Origin of the sequence: Sphingomonas cavernae (assembly GCF_003590775.1) — a bacterium.
Taxonomy (GTDB): domain Bacteria; phylum Pseudomonadota; class Alphaproteobacteria; order Sphingomonadales; family Sphingomonadaceae; genus Sphingobium_A; species Sphingobium_A cavernae.
Genome location: NZ_QYUM01000002.1, coordinates 1272892 through 1294380, shown reverse-complemented (window position 1 = coordinate 1294380; position 21489 = coordinate 1272892). Strand labels below are relative to the sequence as shown.

The 21489-nt window shown below is 64.2% G+C and carries 16 protein-coding genes and 1 tRNA gene; 10 read left to right on the top strand and 7 right to left on the bottom strand.

The genetic code is table 11. The features are described from left to right. Positions 1–84: 84 nt before the first annotated feature. The gene (gene acnA / locus D3876_RS06340) at positions 85–2757 is read left to right on the top strand and encodes an aconitate hydratase AcnA (protein ID WP_119760415.1); all 2673 of its coding nucleotides are present in this window, start codon (positions 85–87) and stop codon (positions 2755–2757) included. A 103-nt stretch (positions 2758–2860) separates the two neighbouring features. Here acnA and D3876_RS06335 read toward each other — a convergent pair whose 3' ends face one another. Beyond that, positions 2861–3406, bottom strand: coding sequence for a hypothetical protein (locus tag D3876_RS06335; protein ID WP_119760413.1), 546 nt, complete (start codon positions 3404–3406; stop codon positions 2861–2863). Between the two features lie 66 nt (positions 3407–3472). On the opposite strand from D3876_RS06335, the gene D3876_RS06330 reads away from it, so the two are divergent. Next, on the top strand, positions 3473–4102 hold the full coding sequence (locus tag D3876_RS06330) for a hypothetical protein (protein ID WP_119760412.1): 630 nt from the start codon (positions 3473–3475) through the stop codon (positions 4100–4102). 290 nt (positions 4103–4392) lie between these two features. Here the strand turns inward: D3876_RS06330 and D3876_RS06325 are convergent, their stop codons facing one another. Beyond that, positions 4393–6018, bottom strand: a complete 1626-nt coding sequence (locus tag D3876_RS06325) for a M28 family metallopeptidase (RefSeq protein ID WP_119761112.1) — start codon at positions 6016–6018, stop codon at positions 4393–4395. 99 nt (positions 6019–6117) lie between these two features. Next, positions 6118–6837 (bottom strand): CAF17-like 4Fe-4S cluster assembly/insertion protein YgfZ, encoded by a 720-nt coding sequence (gene ygfZ, locus D3876_RS06320; RefSeq protein WP_119760410.1) that lies wholly within the window; start codon positions 6835–6837, stop codon positions 6118–6120. A 47-nt stretch (positions 6838–6884) separates the two neighbouring features. Here ygfZ and pyrC point away from each other — a divergent pair, with 47 nt between their 5' ends. Both pyrC and D3876_RS06310 read left to right on the top strand, forming a co-directional pair. Continuing rightward, the gene (pyrC, locus tag D3876_RS06315) at positions 6885–7943 is read left to right on the top strand and encodes a dihydroorotase (protein WP_119760408.1); all 1059 of its coding nucleotides are present in this window, start codon (positions 6885–6887) and stop codon (positions 7941–7943) included. Between the two features lie 160 nt (positions 7944–8103). Beyond that, complete coding sequence (locus D3876_RS06310) at positions 8104–10476, top strand: TonB-dependent receptor (protein ID WP_119760407.1); 2373 nt, start codon at positions 8104–8106, stop codon at positions 10474–10476. A gap of 55 nt (positions 10477–10531) precedes the next feature. Here D3876_RS06310 and D3876_RS06305 read toward each other — a convergent pair whose 3' ends face one another. After that, on the bottom strand, positions 10532–11302 hold the full coding sequence (locus tag D3876_RS06305) for a DUF1134 domain-containing protein (protein WP_119761110.1): 771 nt from the start codon (positions 11300–11302) through the stop codon (positions 10532–10534). 187 nt (positions 11303–11489) lie between these two features. Between D3876_RS06305 and D3876_RS06300 the strand changes: the two genes are divergently transcribed. The 4 genes from D3876_RS06300 to D3876_RS06285 all read left to right on the top strand — a co-directional run bounded on the left by D3876_RS06300 (position 11490) and on the right by D3876_RS06285 (position 15257). Then, positions 11490–11582, top strand: a tRNA-Ser gene (locus tag D3876_RS06300). 218 nt (positions 11583–11800) lie between these two features. Continuing rightward, positions 11801–12745 (top strand): UbiA family prenyltransferase, encoded by a 945-nt coding sequence (locus tag D3876_RS06295; RefSeq protein ID WP_182911889.1) that lies wholly within the window; start codon positions 11801–11803, stop codon positions 12743–12745. Positions 12746–12822: 77 nt separating this feature from the next. Next, positions 12823–14139, top strand: a complete 1317-nt coding sequence (locus tag D3876_RS06290; RefSeq protein ID WP_147417596.1) for a hypothetical protein — start codon at positions 12823–12825, stop codon at positions 14137–14139. Further along, positions 14136–15257, top strand: a complete 1122-nt coding sequence (locus D3876_RS06285) for an acyltransferase (protein ID WP_119760401.1) — start codon at positions 14136–14138, stop codon at positions 15255–15257. Before D3876_RS06290 ends, D3876_RS06285 begins: the two co-directional genes overlap by 4 nt. A gap of 14 nt (positions 15258–15271) precedes the next feature. On the opposite strand, the gene D3876_RS06280 is transcribed toward D3876_RS06285, so the two are convergent. From D3876_RS06280 to D3876_RS06270, 3 genes are all read right to left on the bottom strand, one after another. Beyond that, positions 15272–16675 carry a lipopolysaccharide biosynthesis protein gene (locus D3876_RS06280; RefSeq protein ID WP_119760400.1) on the bottom strand — a complete coding sequence of 468 codons (1404 nt, stop codon included), beginning with the start codon at positions 16673–16675 and terminating at the stop codon, positions 15272–15274. 169 nt (positions 16676–16844) lie between these two features. Beyond that, the gene (locus D3876_RS06275) at positions 16845–18824 is read right to left on the bottom strand and encodes a hypothetical protein (protein ID WP_147417595.1); all 1980 of its coding nucleotides are present in this window, start codon (positions 18822–18824) and stop codon (positions 16845–16847) included. Positions 18825–19072: 248 nt separating this feature from the next. Then, positions 19073–19375, bottom strand: a complete 303-nt coding sequence (locus D3876_RS06270) for a WYL domain-containing protein (protein WP_119760396.1) — start codon at positions 19373–19375, stop codon at positions 19073–19075. A gap of 148 nt (positions 19376–19523) precedes the next feature. On the opposite strand from D3876_RS06270, the gene D3876_RS06265 reads away from it, so the two are divergent. Together D3876_RS06265 and D3876_RS06260 are read left to right on the top strand one after the other, a co-directional pair. Continuing rightward, the gene (locus D3876_RS06265) at positions 19524–20792 is read left to right on the top strand and encodes a metal-dependent hydrolase family protein (protein ID WP_119760395.1); all 1269 of its coding nucleotides are present in this window, start codon (positions 19524–19526) and stop codon (positions 20790–20792) included. Next, positions 20789–21475 (top strand): prolyl hydroxylase family protein, encoded by a 687-nt coding sequence (locus D3876_RS06260; RefSeq protein WP_119760393.1) that lies wholly within the window; start codon positions 20789–20791, stop codon positions 21473–21475. The genes D3876_RS06265 and D3876_RS06260 overlap by 4 nt, the downstream gene beginning before the upstream one ends. Positions 21476–21489 lie beyond the last annotated feature (14 nt).

The window sequence follows — 21489 nt, the reverse complement described above, 5'->3', positions numbered from 1 at the left end:
CTCTCGCATTCGCGCGAACTTGACGGCATGGGCAAGCTCCCGGCTTCTCCCCAGTCCATGCCAGCCATTGGAAGGAGCCAAGACATGACCGCCATCGGCCAGGACACCCTCGCCACCCGTTCCGCGCTCAGCGTGGGCGGCAAGACCGTGCATTATTATTCGCTGGCCAAGGCGGCCGCCAAGATCGGCGATGTCTCGCGCCTGCCCTTCTCGATGAAGGTGCTGCTCGAAAACCTGCTCCGCTTCGAGGATGGCGTCACCGTGACGGTCGACGACATCAAGGCGATCGCCGACTGGCAGAAGGATCCCAGCGCCACCCGCGAGATCCAGTATCGCCCCGCGCGCGTGCTGATGCAGGATTTCACGGGCGTTCCCTGCGTCGTCGATCTGGCGGCGATGCGCGACGCGATGAACAATCTCGGCGGCGATGCGCAGAAGATCAATCCGCTCGTCCCCGTCCATCTCGTCATCGATCACTCGGTAATGGTCGACGAATTCGGTTCGCCCAAGGCCTTCCAGGATAACGTCGATCTCGAATATCAGCGCAACAATGAGCGCTATGAATTCCTCAAATGGGGTTCGAAGGCGCTCGACAATTTCAAGGTCGTCCCCCCGGGCACGGGCATCTGCCACCAGGTGAACCTTGAAAACATCGCGCAGGCGGTGTGGACCTCGGTCGATGTGAATGGCGAAACCGTCGCCTATCCCGACACCTGCGTCGGCACCGACAGCCACACCACGATGGTCAACGGCCTCGGCGTGCTCGGCTGGGGCGTCGGCGGCATCGAGGCCGAGGCCGCGATGCTCGGCCAGCCCGTCTCGATGCTCATCCCCGAAGTCGTCGGCTTCAAGCTGACGGGCACGCTGGGCGAAGGCATCACCGCCACCGACCTCGTGCTCACCGTCACGCAGATGCTTCGTGCGAAAGGTGTTGTCGGCCGCTTCGTCGAATTCTTCGGCCCCGGCCTCGACGCGCTCTCGCTCGCCGACCGCGCGACGATCGCCAATATGGCGCCCGAATATGGCGCGACCTGCGGCTTTTTCGGCATCGACGACGCGACGCTCGACTATATGCGCCTCACCGGCCGATCGGACGAGCAGGTCGCGCTCACCGAAGCCTATGCCAAGGAGCAGGGCTTCTGGCGTCATGCGGGCGCGCCCGACCCCGTCTTCACCGACACACTCGAACTCGACATGGCGAGCGTCAGGCCGTCGCTCGCGGGACCCAAGCGCCCGCAGGACAAGGTCGTGCTCGATCAGGTCGACGACGTGTTCAACGCCGATCTGCTTTCGGTCTACAAGAAGGCCGCCCCCGCGCGCGTCGCGGTCGAGGGCAAAAGCCACGACATCGGCGACGGTGACGTCGTCATCGCCGCGATCACGAGCTGCACCAACACCTCGAACCCCAGCGTTCTGGTCGCCGCGGGCCTCGTCGCGCGCAAGGCGCATGCGCTTGGCCTCACCCCCAAGCCCTGGGTCAAGACCTCGCTCGCGCCGGGTTCGCAGGTCGTCACCGACTATCTCGACAAGGCGGGGCTGACCGCGGATCTGAACGCCATCGGCTTCAACCTCGTCGGTTATGGCTGCACCACGTGCATCGGCAATTCGGGTCCGCTCGCGCCGACGATCTCGTCGGCGATCAACGGCAACGACATCGTCGCGGCCTCGGTGCTCTCGGGCAACCGCAACTTCGAGGGCCGCGTCTCGCCCGACGTCCGCGCCAACTTCCTCGCCTCGCCCCCGCTCGTCGTCGCCTATGCGCTGAAGGGCACCGTGACCGAGGACATCACCACCACCCCGCTCGGTCAGGGTTCGGACGGGCAGGACGTGTTCCTCAAGGACGTCTGGCCCTCCAATGCCGAAATCCGCGCGGTGATGGACGCCAATATCGACCGTGGCATGTTCCAGTCGCGCTACGCGCACGTCTTCACCGGCGACGAGAAGTGGCAGGCGATCAGCGTCGAGGGTTCGGACACCTATAGCTGGCGCGCGGGCAGCACCTATGTCGCCAATCCGCCCTATTTCGAGGGGATGACGATGACCCCGGCGCCGACCGCGGACATCATCGAGGCCAAGCCGCTCGCGATCTTCGCCGATTCGATCACCACCGATCACATCAGCCCCGCGGGCAGCATCAAGGCGGACAGCCCCGCCGGCCTCTACCTCCAGAACCATCAGGTCTCGAAGGCCGACTTCAACAGCTACGGCGCGCGTCGCGGCAACCACGAAGTCATGATGCGCGGCACCTTCGCCAATATCCGCATCAAGAACGAGATGCTGCCGGGCGTCGAGGGCGGCTATTCGGCCTATAAGGGCGAGCAGATGGCGATCTACGACGCCGCGATGCGCTACAAGGCCGACGGCACGCCGCTGGTCGTCATCGCGGGCAAGGAATATGGCACCGGCTCGTCGCGCGACTGGGCGGCGAAGGGCACCAACCTGCTCGGCGTCCGCGCCGTCATCGCCGAAAGCTTCGAGCGTATCCACCGCTCGAACCTCGTCGGCATGGGCGTGCTCCCGCTGCAGTTCGCCGAAGGCGTCGACCGCAAGACGCTCAAGCTCGACGGCTCCGAGACCTTCACGATCGACAATGTCGCGGGCCTGAAACCCCGGCAGACCGTCAGCGTGAAGCTCACCCGCGCCGACGGCTCGAGCGAAACCTTCGAGACGCTCTGCCGGATCGATACGATCAACGAGTTCGAATATTTCCTCAACGGCGGCATCCTGCAGTACGTGCTCAGGAAGCTGGCGGCTTGATCTCTAGATCCTCCCCGAGCTTGCTCGGGGAGGGGGACCGCCCGAAGGGCGGTGGAGGGGTCTGGCACCGAACTACCCCTCCACCACCCCGGTTGGGGGACCTTTACTGTCCGATGATGATCCCGTTCTCGCTGATTTGAACGTCAATTCCGTACGTCAGATTTGCCACTCGCGCAGCAGCCTTCAGGCGCTGTACGACTTGCTCCTTTGAAAGATTTGTGTCGACGTACCAACCGGCGATCAGTTCTCGCGCGTGATCCTTCGCGAGTTGGGGCGACTTATCATACAGCGCGCTCGGATCCTTCGATACATAGCGCCGACTTCGAGATCGCTCTTCGGCGAAACGCGCCAGAAAGCCGCTGTCATCATTGGCGAGCGCCAACAGCAGAGAGCGATAAGCATCTATCATATTAGCGGCTGCGCCCCTTTTTCCCTTATAAGTAATCTCCCAGTTGCCGCGCGATCGCTGGACAGCGGTAGAATCCGTGCTTAGCTTTATAGTGACATCCGGCTTGGCCACCGCCGAAGATGCAGGCGACGCCAGTAAGCGCTTTAGAATATCGTTTTCCGTTTCGGAGAAGGCTATACGCTGCCCTTCAATGATCCGATAGACGTCGACATCAATCTGAATTTGCTTATATTTTGCCATATCAGCTTCCTTATAAGATACTTCCTTATAAGGAAGCTGACGCCCCCGCGTCAAGGAGCGATGGTCATGCGCAAACCCCAAAGCGTCGACGCCCTCAGCAATTTCGGCCGCGTCCGGCTCTCCAGGAGCTTCTTCATGCGCGATTTCCTCTATTCGGAGATCGCGCAGATCCACGGCCTTCCCAACATCCCCGACGATCCCGACCTCGCCATCGCGGCGGGTACGCGGCTGTGCGAGGAATTGCTCGAACCCTTGCAGGACGCATTCGGCCGGATCGCGGTGCGCGGCTCGCTGCGCTCGGCCGAGGTCAACGGCCTCGGCAACCAGATGATGCGCAAAGGCGGCAAGGGCTATAATTGCTCAATGAACGAGAGCAGCGCCGCGGGGCATATCTGGGACCGTCGCGACGCACTGGGCTTCATGGGCGCCACCGCCTGCGTCATCGTTCCGGGCTTTATCGACCGTTATCGCGAGCCCGGCGACTGGCAGAAGCTCGCCTGGTGGATCCACGACCACCTCAACTATTCGAGCCTGTGTTTCTTCCCGATCAATTGGGCGTTCAACATCACATGGCACGAAATGCCCGTGCGCCGCATCGACAGCTTCGTCGCCCCGCGCGGCTGCCTCACCAAGCCCGGCATGGCCAACCATGAAGGGAGCCATGAGGAACATTGGGCGGGGATTATGGAGCGCTGAGGCGCAGCGTCGCCCCCTGAAGGCGGAATCCGATGCCAGCGCGATCGCTATCCGTGCTCCGGGCTTGACCCGGAGCCCATGTTCGGAGCGATTGTGCGCCGCCGATATGGGCTCCTGCTTTCGCAGGAGCGCTGATTCGGACCCCCTGTCCTACACGCAATGTTCCTGTCATGTTCCCCGCAAGCGCCGGTTGCCACGCCGCGCCGGGAGGCCAAATCAACATGGACGTTTGTGGGAAGTTTGCGAAGTTAAGCCTGTCCCGAGCATCGTCGAGGGGTGAAGCTAAGGCCTCACCGCCGCCCCGCCGCGCTCTTGTCGCGGATATCCTTGAACTCCGATCCGGCCTTCCACTCGGGCCAGCGGTTCGAATTGGCGAGTTCGCTCGCCATCGAACGCACCAGCTCCATGTCCATCACCGCGCCGTCGAGGTTCCAGTCGGGGCTCCACGCATCGCACGCCTGATGATAGCAATTGGTCGTATAATCGCTGACCCATTTTTCGCCCGCGGCGCGGCCGCCCTCCACGAGATCGGCGCCGCCTGCCAAGCCCATCATCAGCAGCACGGGCACGCCGCGCTTCGCCAGCGGGAAATGATCGGCGCGGTAGAAGAGCCCGCGTTCGGGCGCGGCATCGGGGGTGATCGTCCGCCCCTGCTTCGCCGCGAAACGCGCCAGATCGTCCTCGAGCGTGTTCTGCCCCTTGCCGATCAGGATCACGTCCTTTGCGCGCCCCGCGGTCTGGAGCACGTCGACGGTCAGATTGGCGACGGTCTTCTCATGGGCATAGACGGGGTTGGCGGCATAGGTCTCCGAGCCCAGCAGCCCGCGCTCCTCGGCCGACCACATGCCGAACACGATCGTCCGCTCAGGCTTCGGCCCCGCCCTGAACAGTCGCGCCATCTCCAGCAGCGCGGCGACACCGATGCCGTCGTCATTCGCGCCCGCGCGGATCGTGCGGCCCTGCGCGTCGGGCTTGCCCACGCCGTAAGCGTCCCAGTGCGCGCCCAGCATCACCACCTCTTGCGGACGCTTGGCGCCGCTGATCTTTCCAAGCACGTTGCGGCTCTGGACCACCTCGCGCGTCACCGGGATATCGGCAGAGAAGGTGACGCCCGAAAGCGGCACGGGCCTGAAGTCCCTGGTTCTTGCCTGCACGCGGAGCGCCGCGAGATCGAGCCCCGCTTCCTTGAACAGCGCGGTTGCGGCCTCGCCACTCAGCCAGCCCTGCAGCGCGACGCTGGTGATCTTGTCGGCAGGCCGCACCATGTCGTAATTCTCGCCGCCCGGGCTCAACACGACATTCCAGCCATAGCCAGCGCCGGGCGTGTCGTGGACGATCAGCGCGCCGATCGCACCCTGCCGCGCCGCCTCCTCGAACTTGTAGGTCCAGCGGCCATAATAGGTCATCGTCCGGCCACCGAAGCTGTCCTTGACCGCCTCGCCCTCCTTCGCCTCGAAATCGGGATCGTTGATCAGGAAGACCGCGACCTTGCCCTTGAGGTCGACACCCTTCAGGTCGTCCCAGCCGCGCTCGGGCGCCTTCACGCCATAGCCGACGAACACCATCGGCGCGTTCGCGATCACCGCGCGGTCCCTGGGCTGCAGCGTGCTGAGATAGATGTCCTTGCCCGTATCAAGCGGCTGCGCCGCGCCGCCGCGCGCCACCTCCAGCTTCGCGGGTGTACCGAGCCTGGTGTGGAGCAACGGTACCGGCTGCGTCCACTGGCCGTCTGGCCCGCCGGGCTCGAGCCCAAGCGCCTTGAACTGCGCGACCAGCCACGCGATCGTCTTCTCCTCGCCCGGCGTTCCCGGCGCGCGGCCCTCGAACTCGTCGGCGGTGATCGCCTTGACCGTCGCCTCGATATGCTTGGGATCGATGCTGTCCCTGGGCGCGGCAAGAGCGGGCTGCGCCAGCATCAGGGCGGCAGAGGCGAACAGGGCGATACGCGAGACCACGGCAAAACTCCGGCAGCGGGAAGGATGCGCCACCCTAGCCCCATGGCCGGAGTGCGCCAACTATTGCACGGGCTGTTCGGCGAGCGCGTCGGCCAGCCAGTCGGGCAGGGTGAGACTACCAAGATCCTCGACGCGGCGATGCTCGACCGAGAGGCCGAGCTCGGGATAGGCGATGCGCTGGCGGCTGGGATCGGCCTGCGCCAGCGGCACCACGACGAGCCGGCGGTTGACCTTCTGCCGCCAGTTCATCCGCGCGGTGTTTTCCTGGCCCACATAGCAGCCCTTGGCGAAGCTCACGCCGTTCAATTCGGCGGCATTGCATTCCAGCCAGAGCGTCTTGTCCTGCCCCAGTTCGGCCGCACCCTCGGTCACGCCGAGCGCAAGGCGATGCGCAAGCCACCCCTGCGCCGGCTCGGTCGACGCAACGATCCAGCGCTTGCCAAGCGCGGCAAGGCGCGGGTCGTCGATGCCTTCGCCTTCAAGCGCCCAATGCACCGCCAGCGTCTCGTCGCGCGCGATCGTGATCGGCCGGCGCAGGCGATAGAGTGTCAGCCGTTTCGCCAGCGCATCGGCCTGTTCCGCCTCGCAATCGACCAGCACATCCTCGCCATCCGCCCAGATAATGAAGTCGAACAGCGCCTTGCCCTGCGCGGTCAGCAGCGCCGCCCAGACGGGGAGTACGCCGGTCACGTCATTGGTCACAAGGCCTTGGAGAAATCCGCGGACATCCTCTCCCGAGAGGCGAATCACGGCACGGTCGACAAGGGTGGTGTTGCTCATGCCGAACAGTTAGGGATGCCAGCGCCGAATCCCAAGCCGGAGCTTGCATGACCTCGACCGAAATCACGCGACTGGAGATCAGGCGTCCCGACGACTGGCACGTCCATCTGCGCGACGGCGAGATGCTGGCGCGCGTCGCGCCCTACACCGCGCGCCAGTTCGCGCGCGCGATCGTGATGCCCAACCTCAATCCCCCGGTGACAACCGTCGAGGCGGCAAGCGCCTATCGCGAGCGCATCCTCGCAGCATTGCCTTCGGGCACCGCGTTCACGCCGCTCATGACGAGCTACCTCACCGACCGAACGGATCCCGCCGATCTCGAGCGCGGCCATGCCGAGGGCGTCTACACCGCCGCCAAGCTCTATCCGGCGCACGCCACCACCGGCGCCGCGCATGGCGTGACCGATGTGAAGAACATCTATCCCGCGCTCGAGGCGATGCAGCGGATAGGCATGCCGCTGCTCGTGCACGGCGAGGACACCGATCCGCAAGTCGACGTTTTCGACCGCGAGGCGGTGTTCATCGAGAAGACGCTGACCGGCCTCGTTCGTGATTTCCCCGCGCTCAAGATCGTGTTCGAGCATATCACCACCGAGGACGCCGCCGATTTCGTGCGCGACGGCGGCCCCAATATCGGCGCGACGATCACGCCGCAGCACCTGATCATCAACCGCAATGCGATCTTCGCGGGCGGCATCCGCCCCCACGCCTATTGCCTGCCGATCGCCAAGCGCGAGCGCCACAGGCTCGCGCTGCGCCGCGCCGCGACCTCGGGCTCGCCCAAATTCTTCCTCGGCACCGACACCGCGCCGCATGCGGTGAGCGCCAAGGAGAATGCCTGTGGCTGCGCGGGCATCTTCAACGCCCCCTTCGCGCTCGAAAGCTACGTCAAGGTGTTCGACGAAGAGGGCGCGCTCGACCGGTTCGAGGCCTTCGCCTCCGAAAACGGCCCGCGCTTCTACGGACTGCCGCTCAACGAGGATCGCGTCGTGATAGAGCGTGCCGAAACCGTGGTGCCCGAGCGTCTGGGCGAGGGCGGCGCGGCGCTGGTGCCCTTCCATGCCGGCGAGACATTGGGATGGCAGTTCGCGCCGGCGTCAGGCTGAACGGATCGACGACTTTCGGCTGGCTGGCGCGCGATTTGGGCGACATTGCCATTGTTTGCACAAATTCTGCTTTTATGTGACCACCCCATGACACCGGCATCCGTGCACAGAGCGGAGCCGTCAGTGGAGACCTGAAACGGCTTTCCATCAGGGGGACAAAATGGCCAAGCCTCAGCAATTCAAAACCAATTCCGCGTTTCTTTTCCGTGCGGGCGCCTCGGCGTTCGCCCTCGTGCTCGCCGCTGGCACCGCCCATGCGCAGACGCCCGATTCGCAGCAGCCGCAGGCCGAAGAGGATGCCGGGCTCGACGTCATCGTCGTCACCGCGCAGCGCCGCGAGGAAAATCTGCAGGACGTGCCCATCTCGGTTACCGCGGTCGGCGGCGAGAAGCTCGACGTGATCTCGTCGGGCGGCGCGGACATCCGCTTCCTGTCGGCGCGTGTTCCCAGCCTGGTGGTCGAATCGTCGTTCGGCCGAACCTTTCCGCGCTTCTACATCCGCGGCCTCGGCAACACCGATTTCGATTTCAACGCGTCGCAGCCGGTCAGCCTCGTCTATGACGACGTCGTTCTCGAAAACCCGATCCTGAAGGGATTCCCCGTGTTCGACCTCGACCGGGTCGAGGTGCTGCGCGGACCGCAGGGCACGCTGTTCGGGCGCAACACGCCCGCGGGCATCGTCAAGTTCGATTCGGTGAAGCCGGGGCAGGACCTCAACGGCTATGCCGAGCTCAGCTATGGCAGCCACAATGCAGTGACCGCACAGGGCGCGGTCGGCGGCCTGCTCGCGGGCGATGCGGTGTCGGCGCGCCTTTCGGTGCTCTATCAGCGTCAGGACGACTGGGTCGACAACACCAATCCCAGTGCGCCCGAAAAGGACGCGCTTGAGGGGTATGACGAGTTCGCGGCGCGCCTGCAGTTCCTGTTCAGGCCAAGCGACGATCTCGACATCCTGCTGTCGGGCCAGCTTCGCTCGCTCGACGGCACCGCGCGCGTGTTCCGCGCCAATGTCTTCGAGCGCGGGCAGAAGGGGCTGCGGCCTGGTTTCAAGCGCGGCGAGGTCGCGACCGACGGCCAGAACGAGCAGGAGGTCAACACCTATAACCTGTCGGCTAACATCACCTATGATTTCGGCCCGCTGTCACTGATCTCGGTGACCAGCTATTGGGAAGGCGACGCCACTTCGGTCGGCGACGTCGATGGCGGCTTCGGCGCATCGTTCCTGCCGCCCGCGCTCACCGGCCCCGGCTTCATCCCCTTCACCGCCGAGACGCGCGACAGCGTCCCTAATCTTCAGCAGTTCACGCAGGAAATCCGCATCGCCAGCAATGGCAACGGCCCGCTCAGCTATCAGGCTGGGTTCTTCTATTTCGACGAGGATCTCGACATCGTCAGCGAGAACTACTCGACGCTGGGCGATCCGCTGAATCCGCCGGGCGGGGTCAACATCGCGGTCGACCAGCACCAGAACAGCAAGGCCTACGGCATTTTCGGGTCGGTCACCTACAGGTTCACCGACCAGTTCAGCCTGACGGGGGGCATGCGCTACAACAATGACGAGCGCGACTATGTCGTGAACCGCACGCGCGATACGCAGTTCCCGGCGTTCCTGCAGAACCCGCTCGGCACGGTCACGCGCCATGTCGAGGACGACAATCTGACCTGGGACATCAGTGCGACGTTCGAGGCCAGCGATGACGTCAACCTCTATGCGCGCGTCGCCAAGGGCTATCGCGCGCCAAGTATCCAGGGGCGCATCCTTTTCGCACCGGCCACGCCGACGCCGCTCGAATCGGGCGTCACGGTCGGCGATTCGGAGACGATCCAGTCGTATGAGGCTGGCATCAAGGCTACCTTCCTTGACGGCAGAGGCCGCTTCAACCTCAATGGCTTCTATTATGACCTCAACGACGCGCAGCTCACCGCGGTGGGCGGCGGGGTCAATGCCAACCGGCTGATCAACGCGGACAATGTGCGGGGCTATGGCTTCGAGATGGACGCCGAACTGAAGCCGATACCCGAATTGCTGCTCACCGTCGGCCTCAGCTACAACAATACCGAGATTCAGGACTCCGACCTGACTACCGCGGCGTGCGGTGCGGTGCGCACCGACACCTTCCCCAATGTATCGCTGTGCACCCCGCTCGATCCGATCGTGGTTCCGGCGGCGCCGTTCTCGCCCGCGATCGTCTCGATCGACGGCAACAGCCTGCCGCAGAGCCCGCGCTGGATCGCCAACTGGACCGCGCGCTACGCGATCCCGATCGGAGACGGCGAAATCTACGCCTATACCGACTGGGCCTATCGCTCGAAGATCAACTTCTTCCTCTACGAGTCGGTCGAGTTCCAGGATTCGAGCATGCTCGAGGGCGGGCTTCGCATCGGCTACAAGACCGATAGCTGGGAGATTGCGGGTTATGTCCGCAATATCACCAACGACGCTTCGGCGGTCAGCGGCATCGACTTCAACAATCTGACGGGAATGGTGAACGAACCGCGCATCTACGGCATTTCAGGCCGGATCACCTTCTGATGCAGAGGGCCGGCGGATCGCTCCGCCGGCCCGTTTCTTCTGAAATGTAACCCGTTCAGAAGGGCAGCCAGCGGCCCTTTTCGCTGAACTTCATATAGCCGACATTGGCCCCCAGCCTGAGCCCCGCGCCAAGCCGCACGGGGATTAGCACCACGTCCCCGCGGCGCAGATAGCTCGCGCTGAATCCGCCGACGAAATAGCCCGCGCCCTCGCCTTGCGGATAGCGGCGGTAGAGGTCCTGGCTGTCGTGGAGATTATAGACGAGCACGAAGCTCTTGGATGCATTGGCGCCCGCGTCGAAGCCGATCGACGGGCCTGTCCAATAGACCGGGCGGTTGCCCTCGATCTTGTGGTGGAGCGTGCCCGATCCGTAGCGCAGCCCGACGACGAACGCGCCCGAGGCCTCTTCGCCCGTGATATAGGCGTTGGGTTCGCCCTGATCCTTGAGGATGTTCTCGATCAGCCCGGCGAGCCCCTCGGCGCCCTTGCCGAACACGCCCTCGGCCGCGCCGATCAGGTCGCCCCTCTCATAGGTTTCCTGTTGCTGCGCGGTGCGCGACGTCGTGGCGGCGGGGGGTGCGGGTGTAGCGGTGGCCGGGGGTAGCGGATCGCTGTTGACCGGCAGTCCGGAATCGGGCGTCGCGGAATTGTTCGGGGTGGCGGGTGTCGAATCACCCTGCTGCACGCCATCCTGTTGCACGGGCGCGAGGTCGGCGTCGATCGCCTCATTGGGATCGATCGAGCGGATCTGAGCGGCCGCGGGCAATGCCCCCGTCGAGAGCGCTGCGGCGAGCAAAATGCCCTTGAATGCATGAATCCTGATCATATCGACCCCCGGCAATGACTTGCCTGAATAGCGCTTCGTCGCATGAGCCTGCAATGAACGGCGCGGCGACCCGAGTCGATCTTGCGGCCATCCGAGTCGCTTGCTGCAAAAAACCATATGCTGAATCGCAATAGCGCTGTTGATATGCCCCGATTCGCCCGCTATAGCCGCGCTTCGCCGAACATCCGGAGACGTGGGTGAGTGGCTGAAACCAACGGTTTGCTAAACCGTCGTACGGGTAAATCCTGTACCGAGGGTTCGAATCCCTCCGTCTCCGCCATGGCTTTTCCAAGCCTTATGAAAGCCGCTGTCGACGGGCAGGCATTCATTCATGCGCGTGCCGCATCGCATATCGAAAGACCCGAACCGATCCGCACCGCTGCGTTGGGTTGACGCGCTCCCCGCAAGGTCGGCCGGTTGACTTGCGAAATCTCAAAATAGCGAGGTAACTCCAATGCGTAGCAAATGAATGCGCGCAGCTCGCGTTACAGTTTCGTCATGAATCGAGCGCAGCGAAGCAACACCCTGGACAACAAGGCACAGGCTCAGGTTCCCGGCACGGGACTTTTGGGTCTGGCCCGCGACGCGCTCATGCTCATGCGGGTTCATCACTGGCAAAAGAACATCCTCGTCTTTGTGCCGATGCTGGTCAGTCGCGAATTCGGCATGGCATCACTCGGGGCGTCGATCACGGCCTTCCTCGCTTTCTCGCTCGCGGCGTCGAGCGCCTATGTGCTTAACGATCTGATCGATGCCGAGGCGGATCGACTGCACCAGTTCAAGCGTGAGCGGCCTATCGCGCGCGGCGCGATCAGCCGCGCCGTGGCAATCGGGCTGATCCTTGGCCTTGCCGTCGCCGCCTTTGCCGTTGCGGCCCTCCTGCCGATCGAATTCGTCGTGGTTCTCGGCGTCTATTATTGCGCAACCTGCCTGTATTCGGTGATCGTGAAGCGCATGCTTGGCCTTGACGTCGTGGTCCTGGCGCTCCTCTACACGCTGCGCGTGATCGCCGGAGACGAAGCGATCGGGTCCGATTCCTCCGAATGGATCATCGCTTTCTCGCTGTTCTTCTTCCTCGCCCTGGCGCTGGTGAAGCGCTTCACCGAATTGTCCTATCTGCTCGATGCAGGGGGCACGCGCGCGCCCAGCCGCGCCTACCGGGTCGAGGATCTGCGCGTGATGGTTCCGCTTGCGGCTGCCTCGGGCTTCAGCGCGATCACAATCTTCACGCGGTTCATTGGCTCTGAAGACGTCCTGCTCACCTACAGCCATCCAGAAAGGCTGTGGTACATTGCGCCTGTCCTGATCTATTGGCTGATCCGGCTGATGCTGCTGGCCAATCGGCTCAAGGTGAGGGACGATCCCGTCGTCTACGCGACCGGCGATCTCAAGAGCCTGTTGTGCGGCGGAGCCGTGGCCGGGATCCTGGTCTGGGCGTGGTAGGGTCGGTCGCGCCAGCGCCGCCGCCTGGTCGGTGGCCGGTACCGCGCGACAAGGGGACGGGCGCAGGCGCGGTCGACATGCGCGCCGTTCTCTGCGCGCTCGTGCTGATGGCCGCGATATTCTGCCTGTCCTTCACAAGACTTGAGTTCAGCCGTGAGGCGATCGGGACAAACAACTGCGTCCTCGGCGCGGACACTGCCAGTTATGCAAGGGCGTTGGCGCACCAGAAATATTCGGGGCTCAAGCCGCGCAAGCACCCGCTTGCGGTGGCGCTGGTCTCCGGCATCGCGAGGCCCCTGATAGCTATGGGCATGTCGGCGGCGAGCGCGGCTTCGGTCGCGCTCGCACTGATCCAGGCGATCGCCGCGGGCCTGATCTTCGCCTTTCTGCGGCGTCTGCATGCGGGCAGCGTCATGGCGATGCTGCTCGCCGGCCTTGCCCTGTCCGCGTTCGGGACGATTACGATCTTTGGCGTCGTCGAGACGTACGGCGTGACGATCATGGCTGTGGCGCTGGCGTGTCTGGTGTTCACGATGCTCGCTCCGCACGTGACGCGCGCACCGTGGCTCACCGCTGCGGGAGCAGGGGCAGCGGGCGCGGTCGTCGGGCTGGCAAATCCGCCGGCGCTGGCCTTCCTGCTGGTCCATACCGGGATGGCATGGCGCCACGCGCGCGGCTCCTGGATCAGGCGGCTGGGTTTGACGCTGCTGGTCCCTGCGGCGATTGCGTCGATCTGTGCGATGCTTCCCGCCATCGTTTTCGATCCTGTGTCGGGTCTGCTATGGCAGGAGCAATATCTGCAGCGCTATGCCGCGCTCTCGAATTTCACCGATCCCCGCATCCTCCAGGATTATCTCGCGAGCTTCTTCCTGTTCGCGTTCGTCGCGCCGATCGAGCATGTGCAGTGTCGCTATGTCGCTGCGGATGCCGCGGCGCTGTTCGCCGATCCGATGCGGGCGGCGGCACTGGTCGGCAGCTACGCGATATACCTGACGGGCATCGTTCGCGGGCTGGCGGGCGCGCAACGTCCCCTGGTTCTGGCTTCGCTTGGCTGTGTCGCAGTGCTGTTCGTGTTCTATCTTTTCTTCAATCCCGACGAAGCGCTGCTCTATAGTTCGCAATGGACGCTCGCGCTGCCGATCGCGGCTGCCCCCGGGCTGGTGGCGGGCGGGCGGGGCTCCGCCGCGATCGCAGTCGCGCTTGCCCTCAGCCTCGCCGTCAACCTCGCGCCGCTCCACGATCGCGCCAGCGCTGATCGCGGCGCGTGCTGTCCCGCACCGCCCGCCACGATGCTGGACCGCGAGCATCCCTTGCGGCAGCCCTTGGCAGGCGCCGGCCAGTCGACGCAGAGCCGAGCGGTCTGTGGCCCCCTGAAGGCACGGGCAGGACCATGACGGCCGATGCGCTCTCACCCGCAATGGCCCGCGATCCGGTCGCAGCGCAGCCGGCGGACGCGACATATGTCGGCTATCTGGATCTCTTGCGCGGCGTCGCGATCCTGCTGATCGTGATGCTGCACGCCGGTAACGCGTTTCTTCTACAGGGTGTCGGCGCACTCACACCGTCATCGACCGCGGCACTGGCGATCAACCACATCCTCTTTCATGATTCGACGCTCTATTTCAGCATTATATCGGGCGTGCTTTACGGCCATCTGTTCTGGCGGCGCGCGCATTGGCCGTTCTTCAGGGCGCGGTTGCTGAATATCGGATCACCTTATGTCGTCGTGTCGTTCGTGCTGACCGCGATTGCCTGGGCGCTGGCGGTCCGTCGCGGCGACGAGGCAACGGGCCTGACCGCTTTCGCGCGAGAACTCGGCTTCAACATCGCGACGGGAGATGCGTGGAATACGCTGTGGTATATTCCGGTCATCCTTGGCCTCTACGCGATCAGCCCGCTGCTTTCGAGGCTGGCGCGGTCGAGGCGATGGCGGTGGGCCGTCGTGGCGATCATTCTGCTGCCATTGCTGATCTCACGCACCGGAACCGTGCTGACGCCCTCGATCTTCGTCTATTTCGGCGGAGCATATATGTTCGGCCTCGTGCTGGGCATCCAGCTTGACCGGTCGCTCGATCTTCTGACGCGCTGCATGCCCTGGCTCTGCGGAGTTGCGCTGCTTGCCACGGCGGCGCTTGCGATGCTGCATATCGCCGGGATCGACAGGATCGGATTTACCTCGCTGCGCGAAACCTTCTTCTACATTCAGCGCCTCGGCATCGCATCGATGCTGCTCGTCGCGCTGCGCGCCTGGTCGGGGCGGCCCGCGTCGGTATGGCGTTCGATGCTTGCCGTCGCAGCGTCCGCGTCTTTCGGGATCTATTTCGTCCATGGCCCGATATTGCGGCCGATCGCGCGGCTGGTCGGGGGAATGGTCCCGCCCGATCAGCCATGGTGGGCGCTTCTCGCGGGCGTAGTTGCGACCTTTCTGGCGGGTTTTGCGCTGTCGCTGGCGATTATCGCGCTGGTTCGACGGGCGCTTGGCAAGCGATCGCGGCTCGTAATCGGATCCTGACGGTTTATCCTGGTCTAGCCGCGCGGCGCTTCCTCGGAGGTCAACGGCTGATTCCTCGTCCCCTTCGCGATGCTCGGCGAGCCACCGTCGCTGCCGCGCTGAAAGGCGCGCCGAAACATAACGTGCAGCACGATGATCCAGAGTGTGGCCATGATGAGGTGCGCCAAATTGGCGCCCATGGGACCCATCCGGGGGATCAGGAGAATCGCCGAGGCGTGGAATATCGGCACCACGACCAGTACGGCGACGAACAGTTGTCTCGCCTGGCCCATCGACATCAGCGCTGCGCGCTTGATCGAGCTGGTGAGTGCCAGCGTCACCGCAAACATCTGGACGATCAGCAGCGGTGCCGCCGCCGCGAACTCGGGTCCTACAAAGGCCCTGATCAGCGGCCCGGCAAACAGGGCGATGAAGGCCCAGGCGGCAAGTCCGAATGCGGCCAGCATGAACTCGGATTGGAGCACCACGCGGCGAAACTCGCCGAGCTTGTCGGTATTCCAGAGACGCGCGATCTCCGGATAGACCACCGCCTGCAACTGTGCGCCGGCCTGAAGGAAGGTTTTGCTGATGCGTTTTGCGATGTGATAAAGGCCCGCCCCCGCCGGGTCGGCGAGCGCACCAACAAGCAGCGTGTCTAGCTGCTGCGCGCTCGACCAGAGCGTCAGCGAGAAATTTGTCGACCAGGTGAAACCCCAGATACCCGGAAATCGCTCGGTTATCCCGGCGACCCGTGCATGGAAGACACGCTTGAGGCCCCGTCGCGCCAGCTCGCGCAGCGATGTCGCGATAAGCAGCAGCGACCCCAGTATCTGTGTGCTCGCCCAGATCAGGACGAATGTCAGCATTCCGGCGCCCTGGAGGAAGGCGACAACACAGAGTGAAAGCCGTACCGCCATGCTCACGGCCTGGAGATAGGCGACCGAGCGGAACCGCCCCGTCAGGCGCAATATCCCTACCGGAGCACCGTTGACCTTGAAGAGCAGCGTGGCCGAGTAGATGAGGATGAGCGTGTAGATCTCGCCCGACCAGCCATAGAATTGTCCTGCGGCCAGCATCAGCGCCAGCGCCACGATCCAGCTTGCGGCTGCAGCGCTGAAATCGAGCAGGAAACCGAATTTGCAGAGCGCCGCGAAATCGTCGTCGCGCCCCGCCTCTTCGAGCCCGGCGCCGAAGCGGATCACGGGCTGCCATGTCTGGAAGCTGACGAGCATCTCCATCGCCTGCGCAAAGCTGATGATCAGGGCGAGCATGCCGTATTGGGTAGGGCCGAGGGTTCGCGCGGTCAGCGCCACCGCGCCGAAGCTCAGGACCAGCGTCACCATGTTGCCCGACAGCAGGTGCCCGACATTGACGAAACGCTGGCGTGCGGGTCCCGCAGCGAAAATCTGGAAGACCCCTCTCACATCGGTCAGCCGCATCGACGATCAATCCGCGCTTCGCGCTGGCTACTCATGTTCTGCTCATCCGCGCCGTTTCCACTGCCCCGTGAGCCGCCATTGTCGTGCAAAAATGCGCCCAGGGCGCGCCGGTCACCGGGCGTACCTCGAAATTCCCAGACGCGGCCGCGGAAGCTTGTCCGGCTTTCGGTCAGTACATGGCGCGTCCGCAGTTATAGGCGGGGATGGAGCCGGTGGCGTTGGCGGCGAAGCCTGAATAGCGGGCGTCGTCCTGGGCGAGGGCGTTGAGATATTCCTCGATATTGGGATAGCCGTCGCCGTCCTTGTCGTCATTGGCGTCCCAGACATTGGGATTGGTGTTGGTGAAGCGCTTCTCCCAGTCGTCGGGCATGCCGTCATTGTCGGTGTCGGCCTTGGACGCACCCGGGGAGAGCTGCGCCCAGCCGCCGAGATCGGCGATCGAGCCCGGCCAGTCGGCCTCGAACAGATAAGGCGATTTGTCGCAGGTGCGGACATCGTCGATATAGCGCGCATCGACATTGTCGCGGCAGGTGCCGTCGCGGCAGCGATCGGCGCCGGCATAGGCGAGCACCGCGCGCAGCGCCTGTTCGGGTGCGACGAGGCGCGCGGGGTCGAAGCTGAGCGCCTTGCCCGGGGCGATCGCGTAACCGAGATTCTGCACGACGCCGAGCCCCGCGCGCGCGCAGTCCTTGGCGCCGACAGGGGTGACGCCGCAGATCGTCGAGGCCACGACATGCGCCATGAAGCCCGCGGCCTGGACGAAGGGATCGGAGACGCTCTGCCCGAACTGCCCCGCGACGCGCGTGCGCGGCGTCACATTGTCCTTGGCATAGATGTTGAAGCCATAGTTGAGCGCGCCGCCCGGGGTGTAGAGCCCGATCAGGTAGTTGCCGTCGCTGGCATTGTAGCGCGGGCCCCTCAGCGCGACATTGCCGACATAATTGGCATAGACGCTGCCGAACTGGTTGGAGACCAGCCCCGTCTCGGAGACGAAATTGTAGAAGACGTTGCTGATGATGTCGGCCTGGCCGACGGTGCCCGCGGCCGCGGGTGCGGTGCCCACCGCGATGTTGATGCCGCGCTGCTCGCCATGCTGCGAGAGGTTGTGCGCGATGGTGATGTTGGAGGCGGGCTTGAGGAAGAAGCTCTTGCAGTGGAGCGACGAGGTGTGGCCGCCATTGCGGCACAGATTGGGCCCGACGATCGACCATTGCAGCGTACAGTTGGTGCAGCCCATGTCGAGGCTCTCGTCGGTGCCGAACATCGTCGAGACATGGTCGAGGATCTGGTTGTTGGTCCCCGACATGCGAATGGGATCGCCGTTCAGCGAGCTGCGTCCGGGATGCGGGCCGGTGCGCGTGCGGACATGGCGCAGGATCATGTCGTTGCCGCCCGAGCGCGTGTCGATCAGCGAATCGACGGGGTTGTAGTTGGCGCCGAGGCGGAACTCGATACCCCCCGGCGAGGTCTGGCCCGCGATATAGATTTTGGGCGTCCTGATATAGGCGGCCGACTGGATCTCGATCGCGCCCGAGACATCGAACACGCAGTAGCGCGGACGCCCCGCGGGGATGCTGTACGGGCTGGTCACCTGCAGCGCGAGCGCGCATTCGCGGTAGGTGATCTTGCCGTCGCCGGGGACGGCTGTGTCCTCGAGCGAGTTGATCTTGTAGACGACCGCATTGGGGCCACGCACGCTCGTGTTCTTGCCGAAGCCGATCGCGGTGGGAAAGGCGATGGGATGCTGCGCGCGATCGGGGATCGCGCCGTTATCGGGATTGCCGAACGCACCCGACGCACCACCGCCGCCCGGCGTTGCATCGACGGTCACCGTCGCGCTGGCCGTCAACGGCGCGCCAGAAAAGCTGCATTCGAGCTCGTAGCTCGTCGTCGCGACGGGCGTCACCACCGCCGAACCGGTTGTGGCCTTGCTGCCCGCGAACTGCCCGTCCCCGCTGGCCACGCAATTGGCCGCGCCCGAAGATGCACTCCAGTTCAACGTGCTCGATCCGCCCGTAGAGATCGTGGCGGGGGATGCGCTCAGGCTCACCGTCGGGGTGGGGGTTGGGGTGGGCGCGCCGCCGGGCACATTGGGCGCGGGCGTCGAGCCACCGTCGCCGCCACAGCCAGACAATGCCAGTAACGCCAAGAAATATATGCGAAATTTTGGACGTGCGTCAAAAGATGCGCCACAGATCATCGCGACCCCCCTGTCTGGGCTATGATCGCGCCAATCAGTGAAATTCAGGTTTCGGTCAACTGCAATCCACGTAATTTACTCTACGATCTGGCGCGTTTGCAGAACGTTTCACCTGCGAGATGACAAAATATTTATTGGTTATTGTGCACGATCAATATGTTAGTCATTTTGACTTGGCGATGACTGAATCTTGGCGGTCAGCTCTGGACCGCGAACAACGCCACACCCGCATATTTCTCGGCGTCCGCGTCAAAGCCCGGCTCGGGCGCAAAGGGTTCGTCGTCGAGCGCGAGGTCGCTCAACCCGGACACCTTGAAAGTGCCGATCTTGATCTCGCGTGGCGGTTTGCCATCGCGCGAGACGGTGACGGCATCGATGAACAGCTCGTCATGGCGCGTGTAGAGGATATGCGGCGCCAGCTTGACGGTTCCGCGATTATAGGTGGCCGTAACGCATTTCCTGAGCGCGATGGCCTCGAGCAGCAGCTTGTTGGAACTCATGGCCGCCAAGATGGCCAGCGATCATGTGTCGCGCAACGATTTTGTGCGTCGCAGCATCACTTTCCGTCCATCCTGCGCGAAATGTTGCGCGCCCCTTGCGCCGCCCGCCCGGCTTTTGCACTGTCGCGCAACAGGGAGGAATGGTTTGATGATCATACGTTTGATGGGCGTTGCCGCGCTCGCTATCGCCGCGCCAGCCTATGCCGAGACTCAGGTCATCCATGCAGGCCGCGTGATCACTGCGGCGGGCAGCGCGCCGCTCGGCGAATCGACGATCACGGTTACCGACGGGCGGATCGTCTCGGTCACGCCGGGGCGTGTGCCCGCGCCCGCGGGCGCGACCGAGATCGACCTTTCAGGCAAGACCGTGCTGCCCGGCCTGGTCGACATGCACGTTCACCTGTCGGGCGATCCCGGCGGAGATTTCTGGAAGGAAGCGGTCGAGCCCGACGAATGGGGCGTCGTCGTCGGTGCGAAAAACGCGCTCGTCACCGCGCGCGCGGGCTTTACGACAGTGCGCGACCTCGGCTCGGCGCGCGACGTCGGCTTCGTGCTCCGCCGCGGCACCGCCGAAGGCATGATCCCGGGGCCGCGGATCATATCGTCAGGGCCCGCAATCTCGATCATCGGCGGGCACGGCGACGTCTCGGGCTTTCGTCCCGAGGTCAACGCGGTGCTCGACGCGGGCAATACCTGCACCGGTCCCGAACAATGCGCGGCGCGCGTGCGCGAAGCATCGAAGAACGGCGCAAACGTCATCAAGATCACCGCCACCGGGGGCGTGCTGTCGCAGCAGGGCAGAGGGCTCGGCCAGCATTTCACCGATCCCGAGATGAAGGCGATCGCGGACACCGCGCACGGCCTTGGCCTGCGCGTCGCGGCGCACGCACATGGCGCACGCGGCATCGAGGGCGCGGCGCGCGCGGGGATCGACACGATCGAGCACGGCACCTTCGCCGACGCCGCGGCGATCAAGGCGATGAAGGAAAAGGGCACCGCCTATGTGCCCACACTGATGGCGTTCACCGGCATCCGCGACCGGCTGGGCAAGGGCGTCTATACGCCGACCGTCGAGGCCAAGGTGCGTGAGACGCTTGGCACCATCGGCAAGGCGCTGAACGCCGCGCACGAGGCCGGGGTCACGATTGTCTTCGGCACCGATGCCGGCGTGTTCGAGCATGGCCGCAATGCCGAGGAATTTGCGCAGATGGTGGAACTCGGGGGAATGACGCCGACCGAGGCGCTCGCGAGCGCGACGACCACCGCTGCGAAGCTGCTCGATATGGAAAATGAGATCGGCCGGATTGCGCCGGGCTATTCGGCGGATATCATCGCGGTTTCGGGCGATCCGCTGGCCGATATCCGCACGCTCGAAAAGGTCGATTTCGTGATGGTGCGGGGAAAGCGCATTCCGTGACCGGGGCGGCCGAGGACGATGATTACGAGGCGGGGCCACCCTCGCAGCGGCTCGCACAGATCGGCGAGATCGTGGCCGCGCGGCTGACCGCGGCGCAAGGCGTGCAGACGATACCCGTCGATGGGATCGAGATGTTCGTGCGCCCCGATTTTCTGACCGTCGAGGAATGTGCGCGGCTGATCGCAATGATCGACACCGACAGCCAGCCCTCTTCACTCTTCTCCGAAGGCGCGGACAACAGCTTTCGCACGAGCCATAGCTGCAATCTCGATCGCTGGGACGAAGAAGTCGAGGCGATCGACATCAGGGTCTGCGAGCTCATGGGTATCGACCCAAGTCACGGCGAGACACTTCAGGGGCAGCGTTACCGGATGGGGCAGGAGTTCAAGCCGCATCACGATTTCTTCCACATCAACCAGTCCTATTGGGCCGACATGGAGGCCACGGGCGGACAGCGAAGCTGGACCGCGATGATCTATCTCAACATGCCCGAAGCAGGCGGCGCCACCGATTTTCCGATGGCGGGCATCTCGGTAAACCCGCGCTCCGGCCTGCTGTTGGCGTGGAACAACATGGGCCCCAATGGCGCACCCAATCTGCGAACGCTGCATGCGGGCGCGCCGGTAATCGCGGGCACCAAATACATCGTCACCAAATGGTTCCGCGAGCGGCCGTGGATCTAGAGCGGTTGATTCAA